This is a genomic window from Niallia sp. CD-39, assembly GCF_059874745.1.
In genome coordinates this window covers 41,429-63,671 of the sequence record NZ_JCBCPS010000001.1, presented here as the reverse complement: position 1 = coordinate 63,671, position 22,243 = coordinate 41,429, and the positions used below count along the sequence as shown (strand labels likewise).

Here is a 22,243-nt window from a genome sequence, read left to right as displayed (position 1 = left end):
TTGCTTTCCTCCTCTAATTCATACATATCACGATAAGTCGTAGGCTTAACACGATCAATTGACAAATCCTAGTATTTGGACAATTACTTCTACAGAAAGCTAATGATCCTTCCTTAGAATAATTCCTTCTTTATCGGCTACTATCATCTTGTAAATTCAGGAGACAACAATTCGTTTATTAATACTAAAGTTGATTCTTGAGGTAATTGATTTCGCTAATAAATCAATTACCTTTTTTACTATTAGATGATATTCAATATTATTTGAATATTTTATTCAACAATTATTGAATTTGATATTTGATTTGTTATAATTTATTCAAACAATAGTATTTTAGAGGTGATCAAAATGGATGTATTTAATGTTACGAGTAGAAAAAGGGAAACCTATAGTGTTCAGTTGGCTTATTCACCTTTATGGGAGTGTGCACTTGGGATTGCAGCAGTAACAAATTCGCGATTGATTGATACTTTAGAAAAACCTACATCATATTGGGAAAAACTTAGAGAGTCGTTTTCTAATAATCTTATACAGCATTTAAATTACGTAGAAAAGAATAATACGTGGAAAGCACTCTTACAAATGCTTCATCACTGTGAAAGTAGTAACCTGAATGAATTCTGTTCTAGTGTTAAGTCTTTACATAGTTTGAAATTTAAGTTCCACTGTTTGCCTTATATAGGTGAGGAGTTTCAGCCTTTAAGGGAACGCGCCGCTAGTGGTGAAGAAAGTGGAATCTTAGAACTGAAAAGTATAACAAAGGATAATCCATTTTTTCCTGAGTACATTGAATTCATTAGCAACATTGACGCAGATGAACTTAAATCTCACTTAATTGAAGTCATGACATTATGGTATGAAACAGTGTTATCTCCTGAATTAAAGCTAACGAATCAAATTTTAAAGAATGACTATGAATCTAAAGCCAAAATGAAAGAAAAAATGTCTTCTGAGGAACTCGTCCAGTGGGCAACTGGTGGAATAAACTATCTTCCTGAACCAAGTGTTCATAAGGTTTTACTGATTCCTCAATATGTATATCGACCTTGGAATATTGAAGCAGATATAGAAGATACGAAAGTATTTTATTATCCTATTGCAAATGACAGCCTCTCACCAAATGACAAATATATGCCAAATAACTTCATGGTGCAAAAGCATAAGGCATTAGGAGATGAATTAAGGCTGAAAATAATCAAGTTGTTATCAGAAAATGACCGTTCCTTACAAGAATTAACTGAAATATTAAATATGGGAAAAACAACGATCCATCATCATCTAAAAATATTACGTGCAGCTAAATTAGTAGTAATAGATGGAACAAAATATTCTCTAAAACAAAATGTAATTACATTACTTTTTAAGGAATTAGACCAGTATTTAAACCTGTAATGAAAGGAACGTTTATGAACTCATCCTTATTTAAAAATCGTTCGTTTGTTAGTACGTGGGCGGGAAATGGAATCTCAGAACTTGGTAGTGCATTCGGAACCTTCTGTAATTCAATATTAATCTATCAGATTACAGGTTCTACACTTGCACTTGGGAGTATGTGGCTTTTATATTTTTTACCGTCATTAATACTTCAACTTTTTATTGGCCCATTTATTGACCGGTGGAGTAGAAAATGGATTATGGTACTCTCACAATGGATTAGAGGTGTCATATTCTTAATTCCTTTAACTGCATTAACATTCGGAAACCTAGAGGTATGGCACATTTATGCTGTACAGTCCATTGTAGGGCTAATCACTCCTTTTTATGTGCCTGCTAACCATGCAATTACTCCTACTATTGTAGAAAAAGAACATTTACAGTCAGCAAATGCATACATTGATGGTACAGCAAGATTAATGACCTTTTTATCCCCAGTAATAGCTGGTCTAGTAATTGAGTATAGTAGTGTTCAAGTTACTCTTGCACTTGTGAGTTCTTTTATGATCATAAGCGGTTTTACATTGCTTTTTATACAAGAAAATAGAAATAATCTTGAAGTAAGAAAAACATGGTTTGCCGACTTTTCGGAAGGAATATCTTTTTTCTTTACTCAAAAGATTATTGTGTGGTTAGGTGTCTTTCTAGCATTTGTACAATTTGGAGTTGGCGTAACAATGGTGACAACTCTACCATACCTTACAGAAGAATTAGGTGGTACATATGCAGAATATGGTTATTTCATGGCAGGCTTTCCTATAGGATATATACTCGGAGCAATACTCGTCACAAAAATAAAGTATAAAAGTCGTAGATTTCTTATGCTAGGATCCCTTTTCATAGGAGGAACAACGTTTTTAGCACTTTGCTTTAACCACAGCATCCCTCTAGCTATAACAACAGAGATCATAGGAGGAATAGCAATGGCTATATTTAGTGTACATAATACAACGATTTGTCAAAAAACGATACCAAATCACCTAATGGGAAAAGTATTTTCAGTTCGTTTGCTTATTATCAGATGTACCATGCCCTTGGGAGTACTAATAGGTGGTGGATTAAGTGAATTGCTTGGTGTTAGGCCACTGTATTTTTTAGTTGGTTTCATAATTTGCATCGTGTCACTAGTAGGTATTTGTTTACCATACTTTAATTTTATAGATGAAAAAAACAGTCAAGAAAAAATGGTATCATAAACTGGTGGAATTCTATTACATAAGAACGACAATATGGGTTTGCTGCTACAACTTTACCTCATGAGGTTGGCGATATAATTGTAAATTTGCTAGGTATATTCACTTTTTTGCTAGATAATAAGTTGCTTGCTGATAAAAATTGGATTCTTGCTAGATAAATTCAAATTCTTGCTAGATATAAATAGATTCTTGCTAGATAAAATCTGATTCTTGCTAGATAAATTCTGATTCTTGCTAGATAAATTCTGATTCTTGCCAGATAAATTCTGATTCTTGCTAGATAAATTCAAATTCTTGCTAGATATAAATAGATTCTCACTAGATCATTTGATTCTTGCCAGATAAATTCTAATTCTTGCTAGATAAATTCAAATTCTTGCTAGATATAAATAGATTCTCACTAGATCATTTGATTCTTGCTAGATAAATTCTGATTCTTGCTAGATAAATTCAAATTCTTGCTAGATAAATTCAAATTCTTGCTAGATAAATTCACAAGTTCGCTATGTACATCAAAAAAACATCAACATATCTATGCTGATGTTCTTTTTATTGATCACCCTTGCTCTTCTTCCCACTTTTTAATTTCTGTTTTTACAATAGGTGCGACTTCTTTTCCAAGTAGGCGAATGGCGTTCATGACGTCTTCATGTGGCATGGAACCGACTGGAACGTGTAGCATGAAGCGAGTGATGCCTATGTTTTTGCGTAAGAAGATGATTTTTTCGGCAACGGTTTGAACGTCTCCTACGTATAATGCACCGTGTAAGGAACGTGCTGTGTCAAACGAATCCTTCGTATACGGTGCCCAACCTCTTTCTTTGCCAAGTTTATTCATTGCTTGAGCCATTGATGGATAAAACTTTTCAACTGCTAGTTCCGTCGTTTCTCCAATAAAGCCGTGTGAATGGGATGCAACTTGCAGTTTTTCTTGGTCGTGGCCAGCATGTGCTGCTGCTTTATAGTAAAGCTCTACAAGTGGTTTGAAGTGAAGCGGACTTCCTCCGATAATTGCCAATACAATAGGTAATCCAAGTAAACCTGCTCTTACAACAGATTCTTGATTGCCACCGCTGCCGATCCATACAGGTAATGGATCCTGTACAGGTCGAGGATAAACGCCTTTATGCTGAATTGCTGGGCGATGCCCACCCTTCCATTCGACTATTTCATTATCCCTAATTTTTAATAGTAGCTCTAGTTTCTCTTCAAACAATGCATCGTAATCTTTCAGATCATAACCGAATAATGGGAAAGATTCGATAAATGACCCTCGTCCTGCCATGATTTCTGCTCTTCCATGAGAGATTGCATCCACCGTTGCGAAATCTTGGAAGACACGAACTGGATCAGCAGATGATAAGACTGTAACGGCGCTTGTTAAACGAATGTTATTCGTTCGTGCAGCTGCTGCAGCTAAAATGACAGCTGGTGCTGATGCTGCATAATCCTCTCGGTGATGCTCTCCTACTCCAAAGACATCTAATCCAAGCTTATCTGCAAGCACGATTTCTTCTACAACTTGTTGAATTCTCTCTGCATGGGTAAAAACCTTTCCTGTATGTGGATCTGGTGTCGTTTCTACAAATGTACTAATACCTATTTCCATTATCTATCCTCCTGTTATTCAACAAGCGGAACATAACCTGTCTTGTCCACAATCTCCTGACCTTCCTCTGAAAGAATCCATTCTAGCATTTCTTGTACTTGTGGATTGTCTTGATTCTTGTTTGAAATTGCAAAGATTGAATTAACAATTGGATATGTGCCGTTGCGAATATTTTCCTTTGTTGGTTCTACGCCATCTATGGCGATATACTTAATTTTACCGTTTTGGACCATTTCTTGCGAGTAATAACGAAAAGAATAGCCAATTGCATCCTTGCCATTACGATAATTGCTCGTTTCACTAATGATTCCACCCATACCTGCTTGAACATACTTCGTAGGAGCCTCAGTCAACTGTCTACCATCCATTAGGCGAATAAGAGCTGATTGGCTTCCGCTTCCTTCTGGACGTTGAAAGGCACGAATCTCTTTATTTGTACCACCGACTTCCTTCCAATTCGTAATTTTGCCACCATAAATATCTTGAATCTCTTCAATCGTTAACGAATCAACACGATTACTGTGATGAGTAAAGAAAACAAAAGCTTCGTTACCTATCGGTGTAAACTCTAATTCTACACCATTAGCTTGTGCTTCACTTAATTGCTTTTCAGATGGATACGGCATAAAAATAAGGTCAGCGTCCCCTTTTAGTAACCTTTCATATGCCCCACTTGTTTGGGTAGAGACAACCTCACCTTCATAGCTGCTATATTCTTTTTCTGGATAAACAGCTTGAGCAAACCCTGCATATAATGGATACAATGCTGTTGATCCGTCAAGACGTGGTAATGGATCTTCTACCTGCAAACGTGCCTGACCATCCAATGTTACTGCTTTACTTCCTTTTGAAAAAGGAACAAATTCCTCTAAGTCTGTATCCTGTGTACTAACAACTTCTAAGCTCTTTTCATACGTTATATATACGTTAAAACCTATTACAGTTATAATTGCTAGTCCAAAGAATGAAACTACAAGACTCTTTTTTGTTTTTGAATTGATTCTCCCATATAAAGCAAGGATTGTAATGATATACGTACCGATCCCAACTACTACTACGTAAGGCATATAAAAATGAGGTTGCATTGAGAACGATGCAAAAATCAAACCAAAAAAACCGACGCCAATAAACGCAAAAAACAAAATAAGAGCAATAAACACTTTCATGATGGAATCCTCCATTATTAAAATTTTCAAAATGTGATTAACTTAATAATTGGATTGTAGCACAGCATAAAGAATAAATAAATACAATTAGTGTATTTTTACACTAATTTATTTTTGTAGTAAGTAAATTCATGATGATTATGATCCTTTTGCGGCCAAAAAGAGTGCTCAATACATTGAAATTCATTATTAGTTAATACCTTTTGGGAGGCTTTATTTGTTTTCATAGCCTTTGCATATAAAAGGTCTACTGATTGATTCTCCTTTAGTTCTTGGATCAATTGTCCAACTGCACGGCTTGCTACACCTTTTCCTACCGCTGATTCACCGACACGGTACCCAAGAAACCCATAACGACCAGTGAGATCCGTTATATTAATTCTTCCAAGAATGTCATCACTATCATTTAGGATAAGATAGAATAAATCCTTACGATCTTCTTGCAATTTTAATAATTGATCTAAACTTTTCTTAAAATGATCCACTTTATAATACTCTTCACCACGTGATGGTACGAACTGTTCAAAATAAAAGCGATTATCTCTTTCAAAGTTATACAACTGATTAGCATATTTTTGATGTAGTGGCTTAATCGTTATTATCATGTTATCTCCTTTTCATAATGAAAAACATGTGTTGCTTTCAAGTATTCATTTGTTTTCATAAATCCGATGGTGCAATAAAAATCAGCAGCACCAGTTGTATCTGTAAACAGAACAATTCTCTTAAAATAGCCTTTTCCGTGTACTAAAATTTCATTCACTAACTCTCTACCAATTCCTTTACGTCTAAATTCTTTGGACACATAAAACCTACGAAGTCGACCTGTGCTATCAACATTAAATGGATCAATGTTCAATCCACCAATCGCGACCAGCTTATCCATTTTATTTACTACTCCTATAAGAACTTCACCTTGTTCAGTAAATGTATTCACTCCTGTTAAATACTCTTTAATCAACCGATCTACAAAATGAAATCCTTCTTTTAAGCTTTCATCGTGAATGTTTTGAATCTGAATGTCCTTAATTTCATTAATCGAGATTAGTTTCACACATCATTCACCCACCCTTAACGTTATATTGTAAAAACTATTCCACTGACTATTCTAATAGTTTATTATACTTCATGAATTCGTGCTTAATATTTTTAAAAAGAAAAACCTCCAGCTACATTTAGCTGAAGGTGCATCTAGAATCCATCTAATTCATGTTATTGTTTTGTATAATAACTATTGCTTCTCTCTAAGATTAAAATTTTCTCATACGAAATTTGTTGCTGATGATTATTTCTTTTGTTCAATAGATTCTCAACTGAATCACTCTTGTTTCTATTTTTGTCGAACATTTTCTTTTTCGTAGAGGTTTTAATCGGATCCCCTTCATAGAAATAGACAATCGCAGTTGTAGCATCAATTTGCTTCGTATCCGCAATGAGTGTTGAGTTCCACCAATCCCAGTGTTTTTCCTTCACTTTTCTAATACGGAACCAAACAAAATCTCCAAATAAATTTAATGGGGGAAATACCTTCCTCCCTAATACAATCCTTGACCTTGCTGTTACTTCATCTAATGAAGATGCATTAGCTTTAAGAGTGTGTTCGATAATGCTTGTTGTCGTTGCCGGTACTCTTATTTCCCCGTCACAAGTATAGACTACTGAATAGGGGTGCCCATTGTGATCATAATAGCTTAAAAGCGCCCGGTCTGTTGGTTTTAGTACGTAGATATCATTTTGAATCAATTTTTAGAACCTCCTTACTGAATCTCTTATTTTAAATAAGTTAAAAAAGGAGTATACTAAATTTAGGTGATATAAGCGCTTAACGCTCGTATACTCCTACTTATCCCTAGGCATTAGTCGGCCATGACTAAAGAATGTCTAGGGATTTCATTTTATTTTTTCACATACAAAACACCTCCTTATCTGCTAATCGATGTTAAGACAAGAAGTTGAATAAAGTCTGTTTGAATTTTTAAAAAGATTACTTCTTTCTTATTATTTCAAAAAAGCATCATTGAGTATAGTATAAATTTCCCAAAAAGACTTAAAAAAGACGCGTTCACAAAACTTTCAAAGTTTTAGGTTTAAAATGATAAAAAGTCGCTCTCAGATTGTATGATGAGCGACTTTTTCTTTACATTTTATGGGTTAATTCAATTGTGGCAACTTTTTCAACTTCGTCTTCTGTGTTTAGATGAATCGTCCAGTTTCTTGCGATTCGAGATTGCAGGTCTTCGAATTCTTCATGAGATAAGCGCACATTCGCAAGATGATCCCCTGCATCAATAAAATCTTCGCCTTCAGACATATTAAAACGTATGCGAAGCAAGGATTTTAGTGCACCTTTTGTTAAAAAACCAATTGTATAATCGTTTGTGATGGCTTGTTCAAGCTTTTCCTTATTTTTCTCATAATAATTAATGAACGTTTCCCAGTCTGGAATTCCATCTCCAAATTTTTCAAATGATGAAACATCACCTTTTGTCAGTAGCGATAACAGTTCTTCGTTCTTCACACCGTTTGCTCGAATCATTTCAATCATTAATGCATAGTTTAAAGCCAACGTTTCTTTACTCACTATCTGTTGCCTCCTCTACCCCATATAAATGACATGCTACTTGATGGCCTTTTCTCACTTCTTGAAGCTCTGGTACTACTTCGGCACATACAGGCATCGCATGTGGGCACCTCGATCTGAACTTACAACCCGATGGTGAATTCAATGGACTCGGAACCTCACCCTGCAATACAATTCTTTCTCTTTTAGCTAACGTTGTATCAGGTTCTGGAATGGCTGATAGCAATGCTTGAGTATATGGATGCAATGGCTCTGTATATAATTCATCACTTTCCGCAATCTCAGCTATGTTTCCTAAATACATAACCCCAATCCGATTCGAGATATGACGCACCATTGAAAGGTCATGTGCGATGAATAAATACGTAACACCAGTTTCTTTTTGAATATCTTCAAGCATATTAATGACTTGTGCTTGCACTGACACATCCAAAGCGGAAATAGGTTCATCACATAAGATAAAGTCAGGACGTACGGAAAGAGCCCTGGCAATGCTAACACGTTGTCTTTGTCCACCACTAAATTCATGTGGGTAACGATACAAATGGTCTTTCTTTAGTCCCACTTGATCTAAAAGATGCAAAATATGCTCCTTCATTTCCTTTTGCGAAGGATTGCCGTGAATCTTTAACGGCTCGCTAATCAGTTCAAAAACATTCATCGTTGGATTGAGAGAAGCATATGGATCTTGGAAAACTGCCTGCATTCTTTTACGATATTTCTTCAGCTGCTTTTCATTTAAGTGTGCCAAATCATCCCCATCAAAATAAATGTTTCCGTTAGTAATATCATGTAAACGAATAATGCTTCGTCCAACTGTTGACTTCCCACATCCAGACTCTCCAACTAAACCAAAGGTTTCTCCTTTATTAATAGAAAAAGTAACCCCATCTACCGCCTTAAGCATTTGCTCTTGACCAAATAGCTTTGTGCTTTTAATTGGATAAAACTTTTTTAAGTTTCGAACATCTAGCAAGGTTTCACTCATGATTATCACCTTCTTCCTTTTCATGCAGCCAGCATAATGTTCTTCTATTTTCACCAACAGTAAAATATGGAGGCAGCTCTTCACACTTCTTCATTGTGTAAGGACATCTTCCTGCAAATGGACAGCCTTTTGGTGGATTTAATAAATCAGGTGGCGAACCTTGGATAGGAACTAACCGTTCTTTTTTACCATCAACGCGTTTTGGCAATGAATTTAGTAGCCCTTCTGTATACGGATGTTTAGGATTTTGGAAAATTTCTTTTACTGGACCTTCCTCCATAATCATTCCACCATACATGACAATTACTCGTTCACAATTCTCCGCAACAACACCTAAATCATGTGTAATAAAAAGTACAGCCATTTCTTGTGATTCTTTCAAGTCTCTTAACAAATCAAGTATCTGTGATTGAATTGTTACGTCTAGTGCTGTCGTAGGTTCATCTGCAATGAGTAATTCTGGATTGCAGCTAATTGACATTGCAATCATGATACGCTGCTTCATTCCACCACTAAGCTCATGCGGGTATTGCTTAAGCCTTTCTTCTGGTGAAGATATCCCTACTTGCTTCAATAAATTGATCGCTCGTTTTTCAGCTTCCAACTTCGAGAGTCTTTGATGACGAATGATCACTTCAGTCAGCTGTTTACCAATCTGAACAACCGGATTTAGAGCAGACATAGGATCTTGAGAAATCAGTGCGATTTCATTCCCACGAATCGTACGAAGCTGCCTTTCAGATTTCTGTAATAAATCTTCGCCTCTCCATTCAATATGTCCTTGTTTGACTTTTCCCGGTCTTCTGATAAGTGCCATAACAGATTTAGCCATAACACTTTTCCCGCTTCCAGATTCACCAACGATGCCAACAACCTCACCCTTTTTCAAATGGAAACTAACATTACGCACAGCTTGTACTTCACCTGCATCAGTAAAGAAACTTGTCATTAATTGATCAACCTTTAGCAAGTTCTCTGTCATTATGAGTCACTCCTTCCCTATTAGACCTCTACCTTACTTCCTTTGCCCATTTGAACCTTTAGGTTCGAACGCTGTCCGGAGAACATCTCCTAGTACATTAAAACTTAATACTGTAAACAAAATTAAGAACCCTGGGAATAGTGTTAAATACCAAGCCTCACCGATAAATCCTTGAGCACTGTTCAGCATGCTTCCCCATGATGCGTTTGGCTGTTGGACACCTAATCCTAAGAAACTAAGTGATGATTCCATAAGAATAGCTGTTGCAATATTCAACGTCCCAGCAATAATAATCGTAGAAGCGATATTAGGAATGACATGCTTTACTATAATGAAGAAGGACGATTGGCCAGAAGCTTTAGCATACATCACATATTCACGTTCTTTAACTGATAGTGTTTCTGAGCGCACGATTCTTGCGATTTCCATCCATGTAAATAACCCAATGATGAGTACCAAAGTCGTGATACCTGGTTTCATATAAGCATTCAATAGAAGCATTAAGAAAAAGGAAGGTACAGACATTAACACTTCAACAAAACGCATCAAAAGATTGTCAATCCAACCTCCAAAATAGCCAGAAATCGTGCCGACAGCTGTTCCAACCGTAATCGCAACGATCATTGATAAAAATCCGACAGCTAGAGAAACCTGGCCACCGTGTAGAATTCTTGTAAAATAATCTCGTCCATATTCATCTGTTCCAAACCAGTGTGTTCCGTTCGGTGTTTGGAAACGATCAACAATTGACATTTTGTTTGGATCAAAAGGTGAAAGAAATGCCAATGCCGATGAAATTATTAATACGAACAAAATAAGTAAGGACACGAGGGCATATTTATTTTTTAACAGTTCATTTTTAATTTGGATAAATTTCCTTTTATTCATGCCGTTACCCCCTCAACCTAATTCTTGGATCAACGACACTGTAAAGAATATCGGCAAATAGATTTCCGAGAATTAACATAACCGATGAAATTAGTGTAATTGCCATGATGATTGGGTAATCGAAGCTAAAGATCGCCGTTACACCTAAAAGTCCTAATCCTGGCCAAGAAAATACCGTTTCTGTTATAAAAGCTCCCCCTACTAACGAAGGAATGGATAATCCGATAATTGTGATGATTGGAAGCAGGACGTTTCGTAACACATGGTTCATTAATATCTTTGCCCTACTAGCACCATAAGCATATTGGATTTGTACATAATCCTCTTCAAGCTGACGAATCGTGTTTGAGCGAATATATCGCATATATACAGAAACGTTTTGAAATGCAAGAACAGTTACTGGTAAGATTGCATGCCTCGCAATATCGAGAAAAGAATCTGATCCAACAGAACGCATTCCCATGCTTGGCAACCAATTTAATTGCAAAGAAAAGATATAAATGAGCATAAGTGCAAACCAAAAACTAGGAATCGAAATCCCAATATAAGAGAAGAAATTTGCTATACGATCAAAAAATGTATTTTTCTTTACTGCCGTAATCATCCCAAGAGGAATTGCAATGATGAGTGATAATAGCAATGCAGCCCCCATTAATCCAACAGTAGCAGGCAAACGTTCAATAATTAAATCGAGAACAGGGCGATGGTTAATCATCGAAAACCCTAAATTCCCCATCAATACATTTTGAAGCCACAAAAAATACTGAATATGTACAGGTTGATCAAGTCCAAGACTTATTCGAACCCTTTCAACATCTTCAGGATTCATGTCAGGAGTTACAAATGTTTGTACCGGATCCCCAGGTGCCAACTTAATGAGCAAAAAGGCAATAATTGAGATAATAAATAACAACGGGATCGCATTCAATAGCCTTTTAACAATAACCTTTTTCACACCCAAACCTCCTTCTTTCTACTTATTCGTTAAAAATATTATTTTACTATATCTATTAGAGCGATGCCATTCGTTTGAACTGACATTGCAAATCTTATTAATTGATAGATATATTATAGAAGAAACACGGCACAGATAAGTGGCTGTGTGACGAGTTGCTGGTTAATATCCGGAGACTTCAAATAAAATCAGCTTCTTTGCTGAGAAATCAGCTACTTTTAGCTTTATATAAGTAACTTTTAGCTAGAATCAGCAACTTTTAACCTTAAATCAGCAACTTCTGCTTTAAATCAGCAACTTTTAACCTTAAATCAGCAACTTTTTGCTTTATATCAGCAACTTCTGCTTTATATCAGCAACTTCTGCTTTATATCAGCAACCTTTGCCTCTTAATTATATTCAACGTGGAAAAAAGCTGATATCGATCAGCTTTTTTCCTTTTTAAGACTTTTTATTCTGTTTCGTAAATTTTAGATAGATCTTCCACCATTGTTACTGGGATTGGTGTCGCTTCATCAATTCCACGATATTTCTTATCTACTGCTAAGATTGCTTTAGGATAAGCAAGTGGTAAGTAAGGAACATCTTGTGCAATCGTTTCTTGGATTTCTTTGTATAATTCTGCACGAGCGTCACGGTCTGTTTCTACCGCTGCATCTTCCCAAAGTTGATCAAAGTCAGCATTATTGTATCTAGCAAAGTTATAGGCTGCATCACTTTGGAATAAAGTTTTATAAACATCAGGCTCAGGTCCCATAATGTATCCGCCGAAGCTGATATCATAATCGGTTGTACCCATTTCTAGTGTTTTTTGACTGTATGCACTTGCATCCATTGGCGTCAAATCAACATTCAAACCAATCTCACCTAGTTTTTGTTGTGTGTAAAGTGCTAAGCTTTCCATGATTTTATTGTTATTTGCATAAATGACGCGAAGAGTATGACCTTCAGCAATTCCACCTTCTTCAAGTAGACGCATTGCTTCTTCTTGGTTATAATCATATGTCGTAATATCTTGAGTGTGGTACATTGTGTCAGGTGTTAAGATTGAAGCAGCTGGATCAGCAAATTCTTCTGATGAGAATGCTGCTTGAATTAACTCATCCTTATCAAGTGCATGTGCAACTGCTTGACGAAGTTCCTGACTTTGTGTAGCCTCACTGTCTAAATTAAATGCTAAGTAGAATAAACGACCTTCAGGGAACGTATGCATATCAAACTTCCCAGTCGCTTCAAGGCGATCATGATCTTGCGGATCAATTAATCGCATGTTGACTTCACCGTTTTGTAAAGCAATGTTTGCTGTGTTTGGATCTTTAATGATACGATAAACGATTTGATCTAGTTTAGCCGCTCCATCAAAGTAATCATCAAAACGTTCAACGACTATATATTCATCTGATTTAAACTCTTTAAATTTAAATGGACCAGAACCGATTGGATTTTGGTTCATTTCACTCTTCATTAAGTCTGCTTCTCCCTCAAATACGTGTTGTGGAATTGGGAAAAAGTCATTTAAAGCTCCTTCGAAAGAAGCACTTACTGTTGGTAAGTTAAAATCAACAGTTAATTCATCAACCTTTTCAACGCTTAAAGGCTCACCATTAAAAATAAGGCTTCCACGCATTGAACTATTTTGGTTCTCATCCAAAATTGATTCTACTGTAAACACAATGTCATCAGCCGTAATTGCTTCACCATCATGCCATTTTAAGTTATCTTTTAATGTTAAAGTCCAAGTTAATTGATCCTCAGAAGGCTCGAAGCTGTCAGCTAATACTAACTTCTTCTCTCCACCTTCACCCATGAAATATAAAGGTGCATATAATGCTTGTTGTAAAGTTAATGTAATACGGTCATTTGCATATAGCGGGTTCATAACCTGCGGGTTATCTGTTACGGCAATTGTCATTGTGCCGCCTTCTTTTTCAACTGCTTCTGAATCATTGTTTGTGTTATCCTCAGACGAGTTATTATCATTTGAGCATGCTGCAAGCACAAGAACAAATGCAATCAATAAAACAGCAAAAGGCATAAATCTCTTTTTCATTCTGTTGTATCTCCCTTCATGATTGTAAAAACCCATAATTCCGAGTTTTCACATGAGATTAATTTAACACCGTAAAATCTCGAAGTCAATGTAATTGCTTTTAATATTAATATTAAGAAATTTCAATAAAATTGATAACAAATTGTATTTCTAACTTGTCTTGGTTTAGTCATTTTTATTCTTCTTTTTGCGTCGTTTATTAGATTTCATTAAATATGTGATATGAATCACAGGTTAGGAAGTTGGAATACGATACAGTTAGGATAGAAATGAATAGGAGGGAAAATGATGGCTCACTTTATAAATGGTTCGCAACTTGTAAAAGACATTGTCAATGAATACCCTAAAACAAGCGATATATTTAAACAGTATAGAATTGATTTTTGCTGCGGGGGGAAAATCCCATTACAAGAGGCAACTGCAAAAGCAGATGTACCATTACCAGAATTAATAGATGAACTCGAATCTTTTGTTAAAAACAATCAACATACTCAAGAGGATCTATCAGTATGGACAAGTAGTTTTTCCGAAGAAATTATTGACCATATTCAAAAACAGTATCATGCACCATTAAAGGAAGAGCTTTCTGCACTAAGCCCATACATTACAAAATTATCTCGTGTTCATGGTGAAAGACATCCTGAACTGATAAAAGTACATGAGTACTTTTACCAACTAAAACAGGAGCTATTAGACCATACAAAAAAAGAGGATGAGATTGTCTTTCCACTGCTATTACAAATTGAGAAAACAAGTACTCCAATTGAGCAGGAGATCATAGATTATATTCAAGAACTTGAAGATGAGCACCAAAATGCTGGGCAATTATTATTAAACATACGTCAAGTAACCTCAAATTTCGATCCACCAATCGATGCTTGTGGAACGTATCGCCTAGTATATAAACGTTTAGAAATGCTTGAAGAACAGACGTTTATGCATATTCATATTGAAAATAATATACTATTACCAAGATACTTATAGCTTGAGCCATAAATCTAGTTGCCCCAATTAATCAGAATGGCTTAAAATCACTTGTCACAGTATGCTGAGTTAAAGTTAATCATTTCATTTGCTAAGACAATAATCTAGCCTAAAGCTTAGAGCCGCCAGAAATAGGTGGCTCTACACTTATTATTTCACTAATATATTTTGGACTTTTTCTGCTGCCTTTACATATTCACTCTTAAGCTGCTCAATAATTTCTGCCGTAGATTGGATTGTTTTGATCGCACCAATTCCTTGACCTGCACCCCAGACATCTCTCCACGCCTTTACATTTGGATCACTTAGCTTTGAAAAATTAATTTCATCCTTCTTTTGCAAGTTCTCTGGATCTAAGCCAGCTTTTATAATGCTAGGGATTAAGTAGTTAGCATTTACTCCACTAAATGCATCTGTATACACAATATCTTCAATTCCTGAATCTACAATCATTTGTTTATATTCTTCTGGAGCTAAACTCTCAGTAGCAGGTATGAATCTTGTACCCAAGTATGCAAAGTCTGCCCCTAGTACTTCTGCTGCTAATATATCTTCACCTTTTGACATCCCACCTGCCAAACAAACAGGGCCATCAAAGAATGCTCTCACTTCATTAATAAAGGCAATCGGGTTGTAGGTACCTGCATGACCACCAGCACCAGTAGAAACTAGGACTAGCCCATCTGCTCCTTTTTCAATTGCCTTTTTTGCAAATTTAATATTAATTACATCCGTTAAAACCATTCCTCCATACTCATGTACAATCTCAGCACAAGGACCAGGGTCCCCTAGAGATGTGATGACAATTGGAGGTTGGTATTTTTTAATCAGTTCAAGGTCTTCTAAGTATCGTTTATTTGATCGATGTGTAATAAAGTTAATTCCCCAAGGGGCATCGGTTGCTTCAACTGACATTTTTATTTCCTGTAACCACTCTTCTAAAATCTCAACTGTTCGAGCATTTAGAGCTGGAAACGTTCCAATTACACCATTTTTACAAGATTCTACTACGAGCTTCGGATCAGATATTAAAAACATTGGAGCAACAATGACTGGCAATTTTAATCTGCTCTTCATTTTATTAAGCGCTTTCTTTTCCATGTTCACAAAACTCCTTTTTATTAATTATCTAAATTATTCGACAATAATGGAAGAAACCCCTTTTCTTGGGTATAAAAATCCGAATATGCTTTTCAGACTACTATCAGATACTAAACTCGCCTGTTATACAACCAAATAAGAGTTTTAAGACTTTTCCGGGTTCGTGTCTTTTTATTAACCTCAATAAAAATATAGACAAAGCCGAAAGTCGACTTTGTCTATGTATGAGGGAGCTATTATTTAAATGTAATGTTTATGACCATTACTTCAGAACGGCTTCCAATTCTAATTGCTGGTCCCCAAAAGCCGAATCCAGATGTTGTAAAAGAATGAAGCTGATCTTTCTGTAAATGCCCCCAATCATTTTCATATAAACGTTGTGTAATTAAGTGTGCTGGTGCCACTTGACCTCTATGAGAGTGTCCAGAAACAATGAGATCGACTTCTGCTTCAGCGGCTTCCGTTATTTCACGTGGCTGATGATCGAGCATTAGTACTGGTTTCTCAGAAGCAATTGGACTCATTAGTTCTTCAATCGTTTGTCTAGCATCATATGTGGAGTCATTTCGGCCAACAATGACTATTCCATTATCAAGTTCTATCGCCTCATCCATTAATAATGGAATACCAATCGATTCAAGTTCGCTTTTTAGGCGATCATTGTCTCCACCGTAGTAATCGTGATTGCCCGGAACTGCATAAACGCCATAAGTCGCATCTAGCTTAGCCATCGCTTCACCCATTTCTTCCTCTAAATACGGTGTAATATCATCATTTATAATGTCCCCTGGCATGAGTACAAGATCTGGTGAGACATCTTCTACAATCTTAACAAGCTTTTCTAAATGATTTTTGCCAACGATTGTCCCTAAATGCAAGTCTGCTGCAAGCAAGACTTGGATCTCCTTGTCTTCGCTCGCAATCTCTTTATCAATTGTAATATCGTATTCTCTTACGACTGGAGACCATGCATTGAATGATCCAAAAATAAGAATAAAAGCATATACAGCAATTACAACTCCGCCAATTGCCGTTTTCCATCTTTTTTTTGTGAGGAAATATATAAGATTAGCGATCGGAAGAATCAGCAAACCATATCCAACAACAATAAGCCAATATCCTCCGATTAGCTCTAAAATTGGGAATGACAATGGATAGGAAATAAAATAAATAACGGATAGCAAACTAATGATCACTATGTACGTTTTTTTGTACTTAAAATCGAACGTCGATTGCAACCATTTCCAGCCATTAAAACCTATGTAAAAACAAATCAAGCCATACAATATGAAAAAAACAATTAAAGCTACCCAAAACATCGCAGTACTCCTTTTTATCTATGTGATTTCACTATAGTCAAGTTTATTAAAAGAAGTCAACTGATTTCACTCTAATTCCTTACAATTTTCTTCTTACCCTAGGAAGCATTGTAGAATAGCTAGTTTCGAAGTCATTACATTCGGGAATGGATGTATAAAGGAGTTGGTATAAATGGAAGAAACAAGATCAGCTTATTATATTAACATTGAAAACGGTGAAATCTTTAAAAATGATGTTGAAGGAGAATGGCAGTATAAAGTATTTGCAAGGGATGATGAAATTCAGAAGGTCGCTGAATATGTGGAAAAAAATTACACTGCAGAGATGAAAACGTACCTACGGGCACATGTACCTTTTCTAGAATACTCGAAGAAAACCCAAAACCCAGAATACGACCATACAATGAAGAAACTGTACGAAATGATACACAAACTAGGTGATGAACAAGCGAGGGTCCATATAGAAGAAGCTGGGCTATTAGATTACGAAACGAAAGCTCCTTAATTATAGGTGCTTTGAGATTGTAGACAAAGTCGATTTCGACTTTGTCTACATTTTTTTCGTAGTACTTTTTGATAATAAGAGAAACCCTCAGAATGTCTTGAAAACGCTTGTCAGACTAGGCGTGCGGTCGAATGAAGACCCGAATAGAACACACGGTTCATGAGGGAACTTTGATGCCAAACAACGACGTATGCGAGCGTTTGTCAACAGTCTGAAAGCACCTTAATTATAGGTGCTTTTGTTTTCAATTTGATAGAGTGCTTTATCAAAAGTCGGACTCTGAACTCCATATAACCTATGTCGCCATTCTTGAATGACTCGATCGGCATAGTTCACAACAACATTCATTTCACTATAAGGTTTGTATTTAAAATAAATCGACTTCATCCATTGTGAATAATTATAATGTAATTTATAAAACATTACCGATGCTCCATCTGTTGAATAGATTTGATTCATACTTTCATCTAACTTTTCTAGCCAGTTGTGTAATTGTCCTATCTCTATTCCATTTATAATTAAGCCATCAATAATGATCAAAAGACGCTCCTGTTCATCGTCCACGTATGGTTCTTCTATGAACAAGGCTGTTTCAATCGATCTTAAGACGTCCTCATGCAGTTCGATGTTAAATAAGGGATGCGCAACTGATTCTGCAAGTAAATCTGCTCCATGCGCAATCGCATGATGCCAGCCACTTCCTTCTACATATCCGCGAACATCCTTCTCCGTCCTTACGTACTCAATTGCTGCATTGCTGATTTTCAGAATTAACGAATTTGGCAATACCCTGCTTTTATGATCAAAATGTGCGATAGCAGCTAAGATTAATGCTGAAAACGATCGCCTTAGTCCCTCCACACCATCTTTTGAACCAATTGCGAAAAATAGATGTTCGTCTAAACAAATCTCTGCAATTTGGATAAGTGTCTGTTTGGACAATTGCCCCGTAGTAATCCAATTTGAAAGCTTAAAATATATTAACTCGTCTCTTAACTGTGGATCAATTGCACCGATATGTTGAAGCATTGGCATAATTAGGTCGGCTTCTGCATCTGTTGCTACGAATAACCTTTCTTTCAACTGACATTCATTCATCGGATTGTTCACCTTCTTTTAATTGATTTTTATTTACCTTCCTTTGTTCTTCAAAAACTAGTTCAACCTCTATGATCTCACCTGAAAATTCTACTAGAATGCGCCCTCATTCTCATCAACGATTTTTGCACAATAATGGTCTGGTCTCTTCCCTGGATCATCATCAGAAAGGGCTTGCTCCCTTTTTAACTCGTTAAACATTAATCTATAAAATTAGAAGAAAAGAATGATTTCCGTTACATAAGGTATTTATTCCATTTTACGTGCTTCTTATCATTTACTGAAGCTTTTTCTGTGAACAATGCCTTCAATATTTCTTTTCGTACATAATCTGGGTGTAGATGTGGGTGATTTCTTAAATGTGCAAATAGATTCCTTGTCTCCTCTTTATGCTTCTTCATAGCTACCACCTCAATTCACAATTTTTTTCAACTGTTTTATTGCGCGATGAAAATCTACACGAATCTTTCTCTCATGGCACCCTAAAATCTCTGCTGCCTCTTTAATGCTCAAATCCTTAATTCCACGCAAAATAACGACATGCCGATAATGGGGCTTTAAGCGCAATAATCCCTCTTGGACCTGTCTCCACTCCTCTTCACGAATTAATACATCCGTGGGAATGTCACCCTCCTCTTCCCTTTTTAAATATCTCCTCATCCTCCTCCTTGATTGCTCTTTTCTAAATGAGTCAACTGCGGTATTCCGAGCAATTGACAATAACCATGTCTTTGCCTTTGTTGAATCATTCAACATTCCCAATCGTTCAAATGCTTTCAAAAAAGTTTCTTGGGTGATATCTTCCGCAAGCTCCTTTTGATTTGTATAAAACAAACAAAAATGATAAATATCATCATAATAAGCATCAACCAAAGTGTGAATGGTAAACATCCAATTCCCCCTCATGCCACCTACAAATTAGTCGTTTAAGCATGCGATTTGTTTCAAAGGTCCTTCACCCTAATCAACTTTAGGTTTTAATTACTTACTTTTTAATTGATCTCTATATTTTAAGCACTATTCGTTATATGATAGCTAATGAGGTGAAAATAATGGAAAAAATTCTTGATCGCTTCGTATTAGAATGCCAACATATTTTCAAGGATTCTCTTGTTGGAGTTTATTTACATGGCTCGTTAGCGATGGGTTGTTTTCAACAAACAAAAAGTGATATTGATGTATTGATTGTCATTTCAGAAGAGCAGACTTTCGATGTTTTTCGTTCTTTTTCTAATACACTCTTTACATTAGATGAAGAACAAAGCGGCAATGGATTTGAAGTAAGCGTATTGTTAGAAGAAGATCTCCTAGAAAATCAATACCCAATGAGGTTCTTGTATCATTATTCCAAACTACATAAACCACATTATCTTGAAAATCCTAATTACCTTTGCGGCAATGATGTTGATCCAGATTTAGCTGCACATTTTCACGTAACAACGAATCGTGGGAAATGCTTATTTGGAAAGACAATTGCAGAAGTAATACCAAAAGTGTCAAAAGAGAGTTATCTTGATGCTGTTTTTTACGATTTACCCAAAACGCGACAAAACATACTTGACGCCCCAATTTATTCAATTTTAAACATATGCAGAACACTCCATTTTCTTGTCACGAATGAAGTATCTTCAAAGCAAGAAGGTGCCGAATGGGCGTTATCACATATGTCTTCTGAAAGGATAGAGGTTATATCTAATAGCCTTAAAGCCTATCAGTTGGGAGAAGAAAATTTTCCATCGACTGATGATGCAATTATAGAATGCGCTTCAGCTATGATAGGGCTCATACAATACGAGACAAAAGGAAAATATATCTTTAAAGAGGAAGTGAAGTTAGAATGCCTTTATTCTTAACTATAATAGCATCATGTATTTTGGGGTTAATCCTAGTTATGATGGGGCCTTTAGTTGGAGCTATCCTTGCTTTTGGGATTGTTCTCGGCTGTTTGTTTAGGGGCTTATATCTCCTTAATGAGATCGTGGCGAGGATAGATCCAATCGCTCCAAAAAAAGATCGAGTAACCATCGCTTATGAAGATTATATGAAAGTGAAGAAAGAAGAATTAAAAAAAGACTGATGAATGCTTTTTTCAGTCTTTTTTCATTCAGGGGAGCCCTTTTGCATTTATATACACAATGGCCAAAAGTTCAAAGTAATCGATGATTGGAACATACATAGCATCGATCTAATACAACATGGCAATTGATATTGGCACTGAAATGATGAAGTTAGATGAAATAATGAATCAGTTCATGAGTAAATGCAATTTATTGAAAAAGATACAAGATTGGACAGCCGAGATATTAAAGATCAATTTATAATCCATGCGAATAACTTATTAGCAATTACTTAATAACATCATATAATGTGAACCAATTAATTTTACATATAATCACATTAAACACTAAAGCTTATTTATACATTTAGTGTGATTCTTCAAAAGATCAAAATGAAAAGCGCTTTTTTATTTAGCAATCTTAGGCATATGTAATTGACCTTTTTTAATTAAACGCGCAGTAATAGCTTTATATAACCCGTATCCAACTAATACTCCTAATAAATTTAAAATAACGTCGTCTATATCTGTTGATCTCCCAATGAACAATTGGATAAATTCAATAGAGCACGTAATCCCGAGCCCAACAAATACAATTGATTTTACACTTCTCCACTTTTTCCATAATAGAGGCAACAAAAAACCGAAAGGAATAAACATCACGATGTTTCCTACTAGATTTACAATAGCAATATGATACATGTATGATTCTGTTTGAAATAAATAGCTTGAGATTGTTTGGAAAGGGATAAAATTAATTGTTGATAAGCTATAAGTAAAAAGCTCTAACATCTCACTCCATGAAAAACCATAACCAAAACGAGGAGAGATGGTTTGTGTTGCAAGAGCTAAACTATAAAGAATCAAAACCATTAATACAACTTCCCTTTTAAATTCTGGCGTTTCTTTCTTTATCCAAAAATACAAAAATCTAATTATTATATATACAGGTAATACAATAAGAGCAAACATGATCATCTCTTGTATATAATGCATAATTAACCGCATACCTTCACCTCAAACATAAAATTGATATCCTCAACAAAATAGATCCATTCAATTAGAAAGAATGAATCTACAAAGTTTATTTCGATTAAGATGTAGAAAGAAGATCTAGTAAGTCATCTATTTTATGAACATTATAAATGCGTTCACTTGATGTAAAAACAGATACTTCTATGGTGTTATCTTCAAAGAAATCAATCTCCCAACGATGCCCCGGAATCATGACCTCAACTAAGATAGATTCTTTACGGACTTTACAAATCTGATAATACATCTTCATCTCATCTAATTTATTTAAAAAATTGTTAAACAACTCAATATCCATT

At 35.7% G+C, this 22,243-nt stretch carries 24 protein-coding genes; 6 read left to right on the top strand and 18 right to left on the bottom strand.

What is annotated here, in order from left to right:
* The first annotated feature begins 348 nt into the window (after positions 1-348).
* The gene (locus AC6F34_RS00350) at positions 349-1,392 is read left to right on the top strand and encodes an ArsR/SmtB family transcription factor (protein ID WP_500767816.1); all 1,044 of its coding nucleotides are present in this window, start codon (positions 349-351) and stop codon (positions 1,390-1,392) included.
* A gap of 14 nt (positions 1,393-1,406) precedes the next feature.
* Complete coding sequence (locus AC6F34_RS00345; protein ID WP_500767814.1) at positions 1,407-2,630, top strand: MFS transporter; 1,224 nt, start codon at positions 1,407-1,409, stop codon at positions 2,628-2,630.
* A gap of 556 nt (positions 2,631-3,186) precedes the next feature.
* On the opposite strand, the gene AC6F34_RS00340 is transcribed toward AC6F34_RS00345, so the two are convergent.
* The 11 genes from AC6F34_RS00340 to AC6F34_RS00290 form a co-directional block, all read right to left on the bottom strand.
* On the bottom strand, positions 3,187-4,239 hold the full coding sequence (locus AC6F34_RS00340; RefSeq protein WP_500767812.1) for an LLM class flavin-dependent oxidoreductase: 1,053 nt from the start codon (positions 4,237-4,239) through the stop codon (positions 3,187-3,189).
* Positions 4,240-4,253: 14 nt separating this feature from the next.
* Positions 4,254-5,405 (bottom strand): PstS family phosphate ABC transporter substrate-binding protein, encoded by a 1,152-nt coding sequence (locus AC6F34_RS00335; RefSeq protein WP_500767810.1) that lies wholly within the window; start codon positions 5,403-5,405, stop codon positions 4,254-4,256.
* A 98-nt stretch (positions 5,406-5,503) separates the two neighbouring features.
* Positions 5,504-6,010 (bottom strand): GNAT family N-acetyltransferase, encoded by a 507-nt coding sequence (locus AC6F34_RS00330; RefSeq protein ID WP_500767808.1) that lies wholly within the window; start codon positions 6,008-6,010, stop codon positions 5,504-5,506.
* Positions 6,007-6,459 carry a GNAT family N-acetyltransferase gene (locus tag AC6F34_RS00325; RefSeq protein WP_500767805.1) on the bottom strand — a complete coding sequence of 151 codons (453 nt, stop codon included), beginning with the start codon at positions 6,457-6,459 and terminating at the stop codon, positions 6,007-6,009. Before AC6F34_RS00325 ends, AC6F34_RS00330 begins: the two co-directional genes overlap by 4 nt.
* A 158-nt stretch (positions 6,460-6,617) precedes the next feature.
* Positions 6,618-7,148 (bottom strand): competence protein ComK, encoded by a 531-nt coding sequence (locus AC6F34_RS00320; RefSeq protein WP_500767803.1) that lies wholly within the window; start codon positions 7,146-7,148, stop codon positions 6,618-6,620.
* A gap of 394 nt (positions 7,149-7,542) precedes the next feature.
* Entirely contained in the window at positions 7,543-7,986 is a 444-nt protein-coding gene (locus AC6F34_RS00315; RefSeq protein ID WP_500767801.1) for a hypothetical protein, read from the bottom strand.
* A complete protein-coding gene (locus tag AC6F34_RS00310) occupies positions 7,979-8,977 on the bottom strand; it encodes an ABC transporter ATP-binding protein (RefSeq protein WP_500770066.1) in 999 nt (332 codons plus the stop codon). Before AC6F34_RS00310 ends, AC6F34_RS00315 begins: the two co-directional genes overlap by 8 nt.
* Positions 8,967-9,956, bottom strand: coding sequence for an ABC transporter ATP-binding protein (locus AC6F34_RS00305; protein WP_500767799.1), 990 nt, complete (start codon positions 9,954-9,956; stop codon positions 8,967-8,969). Before AC6F34_RS00305 ends, AC6F34_RS00310 begins: the two co-directional genes overlap by 11 nt.
* A 33-nt stretch (positions 9,957-9,989) precedes the next feature.
* The gene (locus tag AC6F34_RS00300) at positions 9,990-10,844 is read right to left on the bottom strand and encodes an ABC transporter permease (protein ID WP_500767797.1); all 855 of its coding nucleotides are present in this window, start codon (positions 10,842-10,844) and stop codon (positions 9,990-9,992) included.
* 4 nt (positions 10,845-10,848) lie between these two features.
* A complete protein-coding gene (locus tag AC6F34_RS00295; RefSeq protein ID WP_500767795.1) occupies positions 10,849-11,799 on the bottom strand; it encodes an ABC transporter permease in 951 nt (316 codons plus the stop codon).
* Positions 11,800-12,250: 451 nt separating this feature from the next.
* Positions 12,251-13,849: an ABC transporter substrate-binding protein gene (locus tag AC6F34_RS00290; protein WP_500767793.1), complete on the bottom strand. Its 1,599-nt coding sequence runs from the start codon at positions 13,847-13,849 to the stop codon at positions 12,251-12,253.
* Between the two features lie 288 nt (positions 13,850-14,137).
* Between AC6F34_RS00290 and ric the strand changes: the two genes are divergently transcribed.
* A complete protein-coding gene (ric, locus tag AC6F34_RS00285; RefSeq protein ID WP_500767791.1) occupies positions 14,138-14,833 on the top strand; it encodes an iron-sulfur cluster repair di-iron protein in 696 nt (231 codons plus the stop codon).
* 150 nt (positions 14,834-14,983) lie between these two features.
* On the opposite strand, the gene AC6F34_RS00280 is transcribed toward ric, so the two are convergent.
* The gene (locus tag AC6F34_RS00280; RefSeq protein WP_500767789.1) at positions 14,984-15,934 is read right to left on the bottom strand and encodes an NAD(P)H-dependent flavin oxidoreductase; all 951 of its coding nucleotides are present in this window, start codon (positions 15,932-15,934) and stop codon (positions 14,984-14,986) included.
* A 236-nt stretch (positions 15,935-16,170) separates the two neighbouring features.
* The gene (locus tag AC6F34_RS00275; RefSeq protein ID WP_500767787.1) at positions 16,171-17,253 is read right to left on the bottom strand and encodes a metallophosphoesterase; all 1,083 of its coding nucleotides are present in this window, start codon (positions 17,251-17,253) and stop codon (positions 16,171-16,173) included.
* A 172-nt stretch (positions 17,254-17,425) separates the two neighbouring features.
* Between AC6F34_RS00275 and AC6F34_RS00270 the strand changes: the two genes are divergently transcribed.
* Entirely contained in the window at positions 17,426-17,758 is a 333-nt protein-coding gene (locus AC6F34_RS00270) for a hydrolase (RefSeq protein WP_500767785.1), read from the top strand.
* A 222-nt stretch (positions 17,759-17,980) separates the two neighbouring features.
* Here AC6F34_RS00270 and AC6F34_RS00265 read toward each other — a convergent pair whose 3' ends face one another.
* From AC6F34_RS00265 to AC6F34_RS00255, 3 genes are all read right to left on the bottom strand, one after another.
* Entirely contained in the window at positions 17,981-18,856 is an 876-nt protein-coding gene (locus AC6F34_RS00265; protein ID WP_500767783.1) for a DUF2785 domain-containing protein, read from the bottom strand.
* Positions 18,857-19,092: 236 nt separating this feature from the next.
* A complete protein-coding gene (locus AC6F34_RS00260; protein WP_500767781.1) occupies positions 19,093-19,257 on the bottom strand; it encodes a hypothetical protein in 165 nt (54 codons plus the stop codon).
* Between the two features lie 10 nt (positions 19,258-19,267).
* On the bottom strand, positions 19,268-19,747 hold the full coding sequence (locus tag AC6F34_RS00255; protein ID WP_500767779.1) for an RNA polymerase sigma factor: 480 nt from the start codon (positions 19,745-19,747) through the stop codon (positions 19,268-19,270).
* A gap of 161 nt (positions 19,748-19,908) precedes the next feature.
* Between AC6F34_RS00255 and AC6F34_RS00250 the strand changes: the two genes are divergently transcribed.
* Positions 19,909-20,709 carry an aminoglycoside adenylyltransferase domain-containing protein gene (locus AC6F34_RS00250; protein WP_500767777.1) on the top strand — a complete coding sequence of 267 codons (801 nt, stop codon included), beginning with the start codon at positions 19,909-19,911 and terminating at the stop codon, positions 20,707-20,709.
* Between the two features lie 38 nt (positions 20,710-20,747).
* A complete protein-coding gene (locus tag AC6F34_RS00245; protein WP_500767775.1) occupies positions 20,748-20,933 on the top strand; it encodes a hypothetical protein in 186 nt (61 codons plus the stop codon).
* 387 nt (positions 20,934-21,320) lie between these two features.
* Here the strand turns inward: AC6F34_RS00245 and AC6F34_RS00240 are convergent, their stop codons facing one another.
* Positions 21,321-21,920 (bottom strand): VanZ family protein, encoded by a 600-nt coding sequence (locus tag AC6F34_RS00240; RefSeq protein WP_500767773.1) that lies wholly within the window; start codon positions 21,918-21,920, stop codon positions 21,321-21,323.
* A gap of 85 nt (positions 21,921-22,005) precedes the next feature.
* A complete protein-coding gene (locus tag AC6F34_RS00235) occupies positions 22,006-22,242 on the bottom strand; it encodes a hypothetical protein (protein ID WP_500767771.1) in 237 nt (78 codons plus the stop codon).
* Position 22,243: the final 1 nt, after the last annotated feature.

Excerpts from the sequence above, each read along its gene's own strand:
- AC6F34_RS00350 (WP_500767816.1), top strand. The coding sequence starts at position 349 with ATGGATGTATTTAATGTTACGAGTAGAAAAAGGGAAACCTATAGTGTT.
- AC6F34_RS00345 (WP_500767814.1), top strand. The coding sequence starts at position 1,407 with ATGAACTCATCCTTATTTAAAAATCGTTCGTTTGTTAGTACGTGGGCG.
- AC6F34_RS00340 (WP_500767812.1), bottom strand. The coding sequence starts at position 4,239 with ATGGAAATAGGTATTAGTACATTTGTAGAAACGACACCAGATCCACAT.
- AC6F34_RS00335 (WP_500767810.1), bottom strand. The coding sequence starts at position 5,405 with ATGAAAGTGTTTATTGCTCTTATTTTGTTTTTTGCGTTTATTGGCGTC.
- AC6F34_RS00330 (WP_500767808.1), bottom strand. The coding sequence starts at position 6,010 with ATGATAATAACGATTAAGCCACTACATCAAAAATATGCTAATCAGTTG.
- AC6F34_RS00305 (WP_500767799.1), bottom strand. The coding sequence starts at position 9,956 with ATGACAGAGAACTTGCTAAAGGTTGATCAATTAATGACAAGTTTCTTT.
- AC6F34_RS00300 (WP_500767797.1), bottom strand. The coding sequence starts at position 10,844 with ATGAATAAAAGGAAATTTATCCAAATTAAAAATGAACTGTTAAAAAAT.
- AC6F34_RS00290 (WP_500767793.1), bottom strand. The coding sequence starts at position 13,849 with ATGAAAAAGAGATTTATGCCTTTTGCTGTTTTATTGATTGCATTTGTT.
- ric (WP_500767791.1), top strand. The coding sequence starts at position 14,138 with ATGGCTCACTTTATAAATGGTTCGCAACTTGTAAAAGACATTGTCAAT.
- AC6F34_RS00280 (WP_500767789.1), bottom strand. The coding sequence starts at position 15,934 with ATGGAAAAGAAAGCGCTTAATAAAATGAAGAGCAGATTAAAATTGCCA.
- AC6F34_RS00275 (WP_500767787.1), bottom strand. The coding sequence starts at position 17,253 with ATGTTTTGGGTAGCTTTAATTGTTTTTTTCATATTGTATGGCTTGATT.
- AC6F34_RS00270 (WP_500767785.1), top strand. The coding sequence starts at position 17,426 with ATGGAAGAAACAAGATCAGCTTATTATATTAACATTGAAAACGGTGAA.
- AC6F34_RS00265 (WP_500767783.1), bottom strand. The coding sequence starts at position 18,856 with ATGAATGAATGTCAGTTGAAAGAAAGGTTATTCGTAGCAACAGATGCA.
- AC6F34_RS00260 (WP_500767781.1), bottom strand. The coding sequence starts at position 19,257 with ATGAAGAAGCATAAAGAGGAGACAAGGAATCTATTTGCACATTTAAGA.
- AC6F34_RS00255 (WP_500767779.1), bottom strand. The coding sequence starts at position 19,747 with ATGTTTACCATTCACACTTTGGTTGATGCTTATTATGATGATATTTAT.
- AC6F34_RS00250 (WP_500767777.1), top strand. The coding sequence starts at position 19,909 with ATGGAAAAAATTCTTGATCGCTTCGTATTAGAATGCCAACATATTTTC.
- AC6F34_RS00245 (WP_500767775.1), top strand. The coding sequence starts at position 20,748 with ATGATGGGGCCTTTAGTTGGAGCTATCCTTGCTTTTGGGATTGTTCTC.
- AC6F34_RS00240 (WP_500767773.1), bottom strand. The coding sequence starts at position 21,920 with ATGCGGTTAATTATGCATTATATACAAGAGATGATCATGTTTGCTCTT.
- AC6F34_RS00235 (WP_500767771.1), bottom strand. The coding sequence starts at position 22,242 with ATGGATATTGAGTTGTTTAACAATTTTTTAAATAAATTAGATGAGATG.